General features: G+C 59.2%; 7 protein-coding genes. 6 read left to right on the plus strand and 1 reads right to left on the minus strand.

The window, feature by feature from the left end; all coding sequences use genetic code 11:
- The first annotated feature begins 40 nt into the window (after positions 1-40).
- Positions 41-2,899 (plus strand): aminomethyl-transferring glycine dehydrogenase, encoded by a 2,859-nt coding sequence (gene gcvP / locus ACP15V_RS16860; protein ID WP_424944878.1) that lies wholly within the window; start codon positions 41-43, stop codon positions 2,897-2,899.
- 178 nt (positions 2,900-3,077) lie between these two features.
- The gene (locus tag ACP15V_RS16865; RefSeq protein WP_424944879.1) at positions 3,078-4,109 is read left to right on the plus strand and encodes a helix-turn-helix domain-containing protein; all 1,032 of its coding nucleotides are present in this window, start codon (positions 3,078-3,080) and stop codon (positions 4,107-4,109) included.
- 62 nt (positions 4,110-4,171) lie between these two features.
- On the opposite strand, the gene ACP15V_RS16870 is transcribed toward ACP15V_RS16865, so the two are convergent.
- Positions 4,172-5,356, minus strand: coding sequence for a replication initiation protein (locus ACP15V_RS16870; protein ID WP_424944880.1), 1,185 nt, complete (start codon positions 5,354-5,356; stop codon positions 4,172-4,174).
- Positions 5,357-5,857: 501 nt separating this feature from the next.
- Between ACP15V_RS16870 and ACP15V_RS16875 the strand changes: the two genes are divergently transcribed.
- From ACP15V_RS16875 to ACP15V_RS16890, 4 genes are all read left to right on the plus strand, one after another.
- Positions 5,858-7,249, plus strand: a complete 1,392-nt coding sequence (locus ACP15V_RS16875; RefSeq protein ID WP_424944881.1) for an AAA family ATPase — start codon at positions 5,858-5,860, stop codon at positions 7,247-7,249.
- 1 nt (position 7,250) lies between these two features.
- Complete coding sequence (locus ACP15V_RS16880) at positions 7,251-8,345, plus strand: ParB/RepB/Spo0J family partition protein (RefSeq protein WP_424944882.1); 1,095 nt, start codon at positions 7,251-7,253, stop codon at positions 8,343-8,345.
- A 155-nt stretch (positions 8,346-8,500) separates the two neighbouring features.
- Complete coding sequence (locus ACP15V_RS16885) at positions 8,501-9,115, plus strand: CDP-alcohol phosphatidyltransferase family protein (protein WP_424944883.1); 615 nt, start codon at positions 8,501-8,503, stop codon at positions 9,113-9,115.
- Positions 9,116-9,128: 13 nt separating this feature from the next.
- Positions 9,129-10,337, plus strand: coding sequence for an ABC transporter substrate-binding protein (locus ACP15V_RS16890; protein ID WP_424944884.1), 1,209 nt, complete (start codon positions 9,129-9,131; stop codon positions 10,335-10,337).
- Positions 10,338-10,385 lie beyond the last annotated feature (48 nt).

Raw genomic sequence — 10,385 nt, forward strand, 5'->3', positions numbered from 1 at the left:
TGCAACCGGCGGGGCACCACCCCACGCAAAGGATCATAGCATGGCCTTCAAACTGACCGACTACGAAGCCTATGACTTCGCCAATCGCCGCCACATTGGCCCCTCTCCGCAAGAGATGGCCGATATGCTGCAGACCATCGGCTTCAAGACGCTTGACGAGCTGATCGACGCCACCGTGCCGCCCGCCATCCGCCAGGAAGACCCGCTGGATTGGGGCGACGCGATGACCGAACGCGACGCGCTGTTCCACATGAAAGAGATCGCGAATAAGAACAAGGTTCTAACCTCGCTGATCGGTCAGGGCTATTACGGCACCACCACCCCTGCGCCGATCCTGCGCAACATCCTGGAAAACCCGGCCTGGTACACGGCTTACACGCCCTATCAGCCCGAGATTTCCCAAGGTCGGCTTGAGGCGCTTTTGAACTTCCAGACCATGGTGTCGGATTTCACCGGGCTGCCCGTGGCCAATGCCTCGCTTCTGGACGAAGCCACCGCCGCGGCCGAAGCCATGGCCATGGCGAAACGCGGCAGCAAGTCGAAATCGAACGCCTCGGCCTTCTTTGTCGACCGCAACTGCCACGCGCAAACCATCGAAGTGATCAAGACCCGCGCCAAGCCGCTGGGCGTTGATGTGACCGTGGCCGACCCGGACGAGCTGGACCCCGGTGCCTATTTCGGTGCGATCTTCCAATACCCCGGCACCTATGGCCATGTGCGGGACTATTCCGCCGAGATCGCAGCGATCCACGAACACAAAGGCATCGCGATTGTCGCCGCGGACATCCTCGCGCTGGCGCTGTTGAAATCGCCCGGCGAAATGGGCGCAGATATCGCCATTGGCTCGACCCAGCGCTTTGGGGTGCCGATGGGCTATGGCGGCCCGCACGCCGCCTATATGGCCTCGACCGACAAGCTGAAACGCTCGATGCCGGGCCGGATCATCGGTGTGTCGATCGACTCGCGCGGCAACAAGGCCTATCGCCTGGCCCTGCAAACCCGCGAACAGCACATCCGCCGCGAAAAAGCCAACTCCAACGTCTGTACCGCACAGGCGCTGCTGGCGGTTATGGCGTCGATGTATGCGGTTTATCACGGCCCTGACGGGATCAAGGCAATCGCCCAATCGGTGCACCGCAAGACCTCGCGCCTCGCCGCCGGGTTGGAAGAGCACGGGTTCAAGGTGGATCCGGCCGTGTTCTTTGACACGATCACCATCAAGGTCGGCCCGCTGCAGAAAACCGTGATGGAGGCCGCCGTGGCCCGTGGCGTGAACCTGCGCAAAGTGGGCAACGACCGGATCGGCATTTCGCTGGACGAACAGACCCGCGCGGAAACCATCGAAGCGGTCTGGGGTGCCTTTGGTATCGACAAAAAAGACGACAGCGTGAAGAACCGCGCCTATCGCCTGCCTGACTATGCGCTGCGTGAAAGCGAATATCTGACCCACCCGATCTTCCACAAGAACCGGGCCGAGGCCGAGATCACCCGCTATATGCGCCGCTTGGCCGACCGTGACCTGGCGCTGGACCGTGCAATGATCCCGCTGGGGTCGTGCACCATGAAACTGAATGCCACGATCGAAATGATCCCGGTCACCTGGCCCGAATTTGCCAACCTGCACCCGTTTGTGCCGGAAGATCAGGCGCTTGGGTATAAGGAAATGATCGCGGATCTCAGCGACAAACTGTGCCAGATCACCGGCTATGACGCGATTTCGATGCAGCCGAATTCGGGCGCACAGGGCGAATATGCCGGCCTTCTGACCATCCGCAACTACCACGAGGCCCGTGGCGATGGGCACCGCAATGTCTGCCTGATCCCGACCTCGGCCCACGGCACCAACCCCGCCACCGCGCAGATGGTGGGCTATAAGGTTGTGCCGGTGAAAGCGGATGAAAGCGGCAATATCGACGTGGCGGATTTCAAGGCCAAGGCCGCGGAGCATTCCGAACAGCTGGCCGCCTGCATGATCACCTATCCGTCGACCCACGGCGTGTTCGAAGAAACCGTGCAAGAGGTCTGCGATCTGACCCATGAATATGGCGGGCAGGTCTATATCGACGGCGCCAATATGAACGCCATGGTCGGCTTGGCCCAGCCGGGCAAGATCGGCGGCGATGTTTCGCACCTGAACCTGCACAAAACCTTCTGCATCCCGCATGGCGGGGGCGGCCCCGGCATGGGTCCGATTGGCGTGCGCTCGCACCTCGAACCCTACCTGCCCGGTCACCCGGAATTGAACGACGCGATTGGTCCGGTTTCGGCTGCGCCCTATGGCTCGCCTTCGATCCTGCCGGTCAGCTGGGCCTATGTGCTGTTGATGGGCGGTGCTGGCCTGACGCAGGCGACCAAAGTGGCGATCCTGAACGCCAACTATATCGCCGCGCGTCTGAAGGATGCCTACCCGATCCTCTACACCTCGGAAACGGGCCGTGTGGCGCATGAATGCATCCTCGATACCCGCCCGCTGGACGAGGCGGCGCATGTGACGGTGGATGATGTGGCCAAACGTCTGGTCGACAGCGGCTTCCACGCGCCGACCATGTCCTGGCCGGTGGCGGGCACGCTGATGGTGGAACCGACCGAATCGGAACCCAAGGACGAGCTGGACCGCTTCTGTGACGCCATGCTGTCGATCCGGGCCGAAGCGCAGGACATCATCGACGGCAAGATCGACGCGGAAAACAACCCGCTGAAGAATGCGCCGCACACGGTGCGCGACCTGGTGGGCGATTGGGATCGTCCCTATTCGCGCGAAGCGGCCTGTTTCCCCGCAGGTTCGCTGGGCGTCGACAAATACTGGTCGCCGGTCAACCGCGTGGACAACGCCTATGGCGACCGCAACCTCGTCTGCACCTGCCCGCCGATGGAGGCCTATGAAGACGCGGCCGAATAAGCCCATTCGACCAAGACCCCTGCCCCGCCGGTGCGCCGGCGGGGTGATCCCAAAGCGTTTCGGGATAAACGTGAGGCACATGTTTATTCCGAACCGCCCGCGACATTGATATCTCTTACTGCGTTTCGGCTTCCCCTGTGTCGGGTCAAAATCGAAATGCTTTCGCAGGAGACAAGCCATGACCTCGTTCTCTCCCGCTCTATCCGAGCATGACGCCCCCCCGGCGACGCCCACCGGATCGCCCGCACCGCATCTGCCCGCACCACATCTGCCCGCACCACATCTGAACGTGCATCGGGTGAACATCATCCTGCCCGACGGTGCCAGTTCTGCCAGCACCCAGATGTTCATCGACCTGTTCGCCGCCGCCAATGAAATGGCGCCAAACAGCCTTTATGTGGTGGAAAGTCACACATTGTCGGACAGCCACTTTACCGATCCGCTGTATTGGCGCGACCGCACCGTGCTGTTTCTGGGCGACATCCGATCCCGCTGGTCGTTTTCGCGCGACACCCGCGCCCGGGCCCAGCAAATCCTGCGCCTGTCAGGCCGGTCCATTCTGGTCGGCGGCGCGGTGTTTCTGATGTGCCAATCGGGTCAGGCCATGGACCTGCCCCTGGCCATCCATCCCAATTTCCTGGCCGCCGCAGAGGAAGAGGGTCTGACCACCACTGAAACAGGCCAGAAATACGCCTCGACCGGCCGGATCGACAGCGCCATCAGCAGCTTTGCCGCGCTGAACCTTCTGCTGGAACAATTCGCCCACCGCCATGGCAGCTATGTCGCCGGTGCGCTTGGCGATTATGTGGGCATTGAAACAGGGTTGGAGCAGACGCAAAGCAAATTTGCCCTCGCCCTGCGCCAGAAATCCGGCGGGGATCGGCTTGTTTGCGCTGCATTAGACACGATGCTGGCAGAGTTGGAACAACCTCTGGCGATTGAGGAACTGGCCGACCGGCACGGGATCTCTTCGCGCCAGTTGCAGCGCCGTTTCATGGATCTGACCGGCGAAACCCCACTGGCGGTCTATCGCACCCTGCGGCTGGAACGTGCCCATCAACTGATCACGCTCACCAGCATGTCCCTGCGCGAGATATCCATCGCCACGGGCTTTGGGGCCACCTCAAACCTGACCCGCTGGTTCCGCGCGATTTATGACATGACACCCTGTGCTCTGCGGCAATCTTCCTATGCCGCCAAAGCCGCCTGAGGCGCCCTCCCCTCTTCACCGAAAAAGGTCTCTATCCCTAGGGTTAGAGACCTTTTTTGTGGTTAAGCATCATCAAAAATGCCCGGCTCCATCTCTTCCCAGAACGCAAAGATCGCTTCGACATTCAGGGCAGAGGTCCATCCGTGCCGTTCGAAATCATCACGCGCATCCGGGTCGGCCAGCTGGCTCATGAACAGGCGGCGGTCGGCATCTTTACGGGTTGGACTGCACCCTGACACGACCTCCATCACACGTCCCAAACGGGCTGCGCGACGCCGTACCTCCGGGGTCAGCGGTTTGCTCGGCTCCCCCTGCCCCGGCTGATAATCTTCGGAGATTGCCGCCGACAGGTATTTGACCGGGCTTTTCACCCCCTCACGGGTTTCCACCAGGCTGATCTTTTCGGCCACATAATCGTCCCCATGCTGCGCAATCCATTGCCGGGCCAGCCGGTCGCTCACCCCCAGTTGCGTCAACCGTTCATAAGTGGGCGTGGACCGCACCCCTGCCCCGTCGTCGATATCGAGAATGGTCAGCTGCGGATTGCGTTTGATCCGGAACCGAATATCCGTGACCGACCGCCCCATTTTCCGGGTTTCCGGTGTGACGATAATGTCGCTGACCTTGTTCACCTCGGCCACGGCGGGCTTGATGATCTTCGCGTTCAGATGCTTGAAGCTCTTGTAATAGTCGCTGTCATCCACCCCCATCAGACGCCGGAAAATCTCCAGCGACCACCAGCCGGTCGACCCGGTATTCACAAAGCGAAAACAGTTTTCATAAAGCGCCAGCGCGTGCCCCCCGGTGAACTGGCGCTGGATATTGAGGTTGATCAGCGCAAAAACCTTTGGGTCGTGCAGCTTTTCGGCCAGCGCCGGGGAGTAAGCATATTCGCAAATCCCCCCCTTCAGCTTGGCATATGACAACAGTGCCGAGACCCCCCATTCCTGGCGCCCCGCTTCATCCAGCATATCCCATTCCGCCACCGTTTCGGCCAGCCCGCGCAGCGACGCTTTCAGCGTGTCAAAATCATTGGAGTTATATCCGATCATTGCACAGAGCGTGCGCGCATCAATCCGGTGGCTTTGCTGCGTCGTCAGCGTGTCATAGGCATTGAGCAGCAGCACATTGGACAATTTGCGCTGCAACAGCGACAGCTTGCCCGAGACGTGAATCGCGGCCACGTTTTTCTTGACGCTGTCGCGTCGCAATGCGCCGGTCAGGCGCTCTTTGGGAATCGGGTCCATTCTGCTCGACCTCTGTAATGCGTTCTGAGTTTCGCATGACAGGAACCTGCAATCAATACCACTAAGGGTTCCTTTAACAGGCGCACGTTGTCCCGCACACGGGTACCTATCGAGGATTAAGGGACCCAAACACGGGACAGCACCGGGTCTCTTCAGGCAAGTTATCCCCAGAATTGCCGAGTTATCCAGAGAAACCGCAGGCTGGACCCCTCATTCCTGCGAATCGGATACCTTCCCCCTGCATATGGCGCCCTATGCTCCCGTAACCGGGTCCCCTTCACACCGCAATCGGGCACCCGAACACATCTATCTAATTGTAATGATGCGTATAATTGGAGGCAAAGAATCTAAAGTCCTTAAATAAATAAAAGCATTGCTGATGTCTTTTTCATGAGTTTCGCGGCGAAACCAAGGTTGAGAACGCATTATGTTTCATTTGCCAATCCCATGTCAGATGGTTTACGCAATAAGTGCAAGAAAAGCGCACATATTGGGAAAACCATGGCAAGAGCAGCACAAACCCCACCTCCGCCCTATTTCAACATCAATCCCGAAGACGCCGCCGAAAAGTTAACTGACCCTATCAACACCGCCCGATTCGCCAAAGCGGCAAGCTTTGCCGCACGTGGGCGGGACGATCTGGCCAAACGTGGCTATGCTCCCGATGGGCGCAAACGGTTGCGCAAATTCTCAACCTGGGAGATCTGCAAATACCTGATCCCGGTCGCCCCAGCCCATTTTCGCCGCGTTCTGAAACAAAACCCCGACTTGCCGCAAGGCGAAGGCGAAGGCGGATCGAAATGGTTTTCGCTCGCTGACGTGTTGAAGCTGCGCGATCATTTCGCGGCCGAAGGCGTGGCCACCCGCGAATACCGACCATGGCGCCCGGAAGGTTTGGACGCCAAGGTGCTGGCGGTGGCGAACTTCAAAGGCGGCGTGGGAAAAACCTCGACGGCCGGGCACCTCGCCATGTCCGCGGCGTTGGATGGGTACAAAGTGCTGGTGATTGACCTCGACAGCCAGGGATCGATGACCTCGATCATGGGCGGTGAGGTGGAAGACGAATGGCAGACCGCATTCCCATTGATGGCGAAACATTACGCGCAGTTTTTGGAAGATGAAAACAAAGTGCGCGCCGCCGCCGGGCAGCCCCCCCTGCCCCTTGATGAAACGTTGAAAGAGGCGCTGGAGTTTGACGCCAAACGAGTCATCCAACCAACCCATTGGCCGAATATTGACCTGATCGGCGCGCAGCTGAACCTCTATTGGGCTGAATTCCAGGTGCCGGTCTGGCGGATGCAATTGCGGTCCTGGCCGCTGTGGGATGCGCTGACCGGTTTCTTGGAAAGTGAAGGGCTGTTGTCTGAGTATGACCTGATCATCCTCGACACTCCCCCGGCGCTTGGCTACCTGACCATCAACGCGCTGGCCGCTGCGGATATTCTGCTGATCCCGCTCGGGGCATCTTTCCTCGAATTCGACTCTACAGGCCGGTTTTTTGACATGTTGTATTCGACCTTTGCGTCGATTGAAGAAGGCGAAAACGCGCTTCGGCGGCAGCATGGTTTGGGCGAAATTCGCTTTGAATGGGACGCGGTGCGCGCGTTGATCACCCGGTTTGATGCGGCGCAGCAGACCGATCTGGCCAATGTCATCCAGGCCTATTTCGGCGATTTCATGACCACCTATCGGCAAGAGGTCACCGCCATGGTGGGTCAGGCCGGCGAGCAGGTGAATGGCATCTATGAAGCGGATTATCGCGAGTTCAACCGCGATACTTATGTGCGCGGGCGCGAAACGTTTGACCGCACCTGGGCCGAGGTGAAAGAGCTGATCCTAGGCTGCTGGTGGCGCGACCTGCAATTGGCGAACCGCGAAGCGGAGGAGGCGTAAGATGGCGAAACGACGGAAGCTGGAAGCCCCGAGCGCCGAAGACCTGAACCGGCTGGAAGAGGAGTTTCGCCGCGAAACCCCCACGAAAGGTGCGATGGCACCCATCGCTCAGGTGGCCGCAGAGGCGGCCAGTCAAAGCCCGGTTCTGGAGCCCGGTGCAAGGGAGGCAATTGCCAAAGACAGCGCCGATGCGCAACGGCTGCGGGAGGCTGAGGCCAAAGGTCTGGTCATGCGCGAAGTGCCGCTGGAGCAGATTGATCTGGAAGATATGATTCGTGATCGCGTCACTGTGGATGAGGTTGAGCTGGAGGAATTGAAGGCATCGATTGCAACCAATGGATTGCGGTTGCCGGTTGAAGTTTATGCGCTCAAGACCCCAAAAGAGCAGTGCATCTACGGCGTTGTGTCGGGGTATCGACGCATTCTGGCAATCAAGGCGCTGCACGCCCAGTCAGGGGATAAAAAATTCGCGACAGTAAAGGCTCTGATCAAGCCGATAGACACTGTTCCCGAAGCGTTTGTCGCAATGGTTGAGGAAAACGAAGTTCGATCACAGCTCAGCCATTTTGAACGCGGCAGAATTGCCGTTGTTTCGACCCAAAACGGCGCGTTTGAGACGATCGAGGATGCCGTGCGTCAGCTGTTCGCATCAGCGTCAAAGGCAAAGCGATCAAAGGTTCGGTCTTTTGCGCAGGTCTTTGAGGATCTGGGGGATTTGATGCGATATGCGGAGCAACTGACTGAAAAGCAGGGGTTGCGGTTGGCGTCGACGCTGCGCATGGGGCATGTGACGGAGTTGCGCGAAAAACTGGCTGCGTCACAGGCCACGGACGCCGAGAGCGAATGGGCGGCGTTGCTTCCGGTGATCGAGATGTCAGAAACTGGTCCGCGCGATGCCAGCCGAGGGGGACGCCCGAAATCTGCAAGCAAACCGGCTGCATCGGGGGCATTGGAGCTGCTGCGGTCTTCAGGGCCCGTGACGGTTTCGCGTGATCACGACGATCGTGGTTTGATGCTGCGATTTGAAGGGCAGGGGGTTGATGAGGCGTTTGTCGATGCCGCCCTGACCGAATTGCGTCGCCTGTTGCAGCCCTGATGCCATGCCCAGGTTTCGCCACGAAACCTGGGTGGCTCGGTGCACCTTCTTGCTAACAGGTGGTCACATTTTCGTTGGGGCAATAGACCTACACCCCGGGCTGCGTCATAGACCAGTAAAGGCACCCGATTATTGGGTGATGCGAAAGGAAGGTCATGCTGGATCGAGCCATGCGAAAACTGATTGATCCGCCGCTTAATGTGGTGGGGCGTCATTTGGCGGGGCGTGGGGTTTCGGCCAATTCGGTCACTCTGATCGGGTTGGTGTTTGGACTGATCGCCGCCGCGTTGATTGCCCTGGAGCACTATCTGCCAGGCCTGATATTCATCCTCGCATCTCGTCTCGCGGATGGTTTGGATGGCGCGGTTGCCCGGGCGGGGCGAAAATCAGATTTCGGAGGCTATCTGGATATTGCCAGCGATTTTGCCTTTTACGGGGCAGTTCCCCTTGGGTTTATCCTGGCCGATCCAATTGCGAATGCGGTTTCAGGCTCTTTCCTGTTGTTTGCGTTTTACGTGAATGGCGCAAGTTTTCTGGGCTATGCCATATTGGCCGAGAAAAAAGGGATGCAGACCAAAGCGCAGGGGGTGAAATCGCTCTATTATTCCAATGGGATCTTGGAAGGCACTGAAACAATTGCATTATTTGTGATTTTGTGCCTTCTTCCAACCATGTTTTCCCCCTTGGCTTTGGGGTTTGGCCTGCTGTGTCTGATGACGGCGGGTTTGCGAGTTTACGGCGCCTATCGTGCCTTTGCGATCAACGAATGAACAGGGAGTCCCCATGACATCGACGCTAATGAAAGCTGCCTTGGTCAGCGCCTTTTTGCCCTTTGCAGTGTGGGCAGATACGGACCCAAAAAACTGGGATCAGGTGGTCGCGACCGCAAATGGCCAGACCGTGTATTGGAACGCCTGGGGCGGATCGCCGACCACCAACGCGTTCATCGAATGGGCCGGGGATCGGGTGAAAGCCGACTATGGCGTAACGGTCGAGCATGTGAAACTGACCGACACCGCCGATGCCGTCACCCGCGTTTTGTCGGAAAAAGAGGCCGGTCAGGATACGGACGGGGCGATTGATCTTATCTGGATCAACGGGGCCAACTTCGCGTCGATGAAAGAAGCGGGCCTGCTGTTTGGCCCCTTTGCCGAGGACCTGCCCGGCTGGTCCAAGGTCGATGTCACAGGCAAGACCGTCCAGACCGATTTCACGGTGCCGGTTGACGGGTATGAAAGCCCCTGGGCCATGGCGCAGGTGGTGTTCATGTACGATACCGCCGACATTGACGCACCGCTGCCCTCGGCCAATGCGATCCTGGAATGGGCGCAGGCCCATCCGGGCCGATTCACCTACCCGCAGCCTCCTGATTTCCTGGGGACGACGTTCCTGAAACAGATGTTGGTGGATCTGATCGAGGATCCCACCGTGCTGCAAATGCCCGCAACCGACGCCACCTATGACGAGGTGACCCAGCCGCTGTGGGATTACCTCGCGGACCTCACCCCCGTATTGTGGCGCGACGGGCGCGCCTATCCGCCCAATGGGACGCGCCAGATCCAGTTGATCAACGATGGCGAGCTGGATCTCGCGATTTCCTTCAGCCCGGGCGAGGCGTCGACCGCGATCGCGAATTACGAGCTGCCCGACACGGTGCGCACCTTCGTCTTTGAAAAGGGCACTATCGGCAACGCATCTTTCGTGGCGATTCCGTATAACTCCGGGTCCAAGGAAGGGGCGATGGTGCTGGCGAATTTCCTGCTCAGCCCCGAAACGCAGGCGCGCGCGCAGGACCCCAACGTGCTGGGCTATGGCACCGTTTTGAACATGGACGCGCTGACCGAGGAGGAGCGTGCCCGGTTCGACGCGCTGGATCTGGGGATTGCCACGCTGTCGCCCGCGGAATTGGGGCAGGTGCAGGCCGAACCCCATCCCAGCTGGATGACCCGGATCGCGGAGGATTGGCAGAAACGTTACGGCGTTACCGAGTAAAACAGTCTCTAACCCGGCGGTTTGTGACGAAACTTCCGGGCCATTGAG

It is taken from the genome of Aliiroseovarius crassostreae (assembly GCF_049803815.1).
Lineage (GTDB): Bacteria > Pseudomonadota > Alphaproteobacteria > Rhodobacterales > Rhodobacteraceae > Aliiroseovarius > Aliiroseovarius crassostreae_A.

Coding starts and splice junctions, on each gene's coding strand:
- gcvP (WP_424944878.1), top strand. CDS start 41: ATGGCCTTCAAACTGACCGACTACGAAGCCTATGACTTCGCCAATCGC.
- ACP15V_RS16870 (WP_424944880.1), bottom strand. CDS start 5,356: ATGGACCCGATTCCCAAAGAGCGCCTGACCGGCGCATTGCGACGCGAC.
- ACP15V_RS16885 (WP_424944883.1), top strand. CDS start 8,501: ATGCTGGATCGAGCCATGCGAAAACTGATTGATCCGCCGCTTAATGTG.
- ACP15V_RS16875 (WP_424944881.1), top strand. CDS start 5,858: ATGGCAAGAGCAGCACAAACCCCACCTCCGCCCTATTTCAACATCAAT.
- ACP15V_RS16865 (WP_424944879.1), top strand. CDS start 3,078: ATGACCTCGTTCTCTCCCGCTCTATCCGAGCATGACGCCCCCCCGGCG.
- ACP15V_RS16890 (WP_424944884.1), top strand. CDS start 9,129: ATGACATCGACGCTAATGAAAGCTGCCTTGGTCAGCGCCTTTTTGCCC.
- ACP15V_RS16880 (WP_424944882.1), top strand. CDS start 7,251: ATGGCGAAACGACGGAAGCTGGAAGCCCCGAGCGCCGAAGACCTGAAC.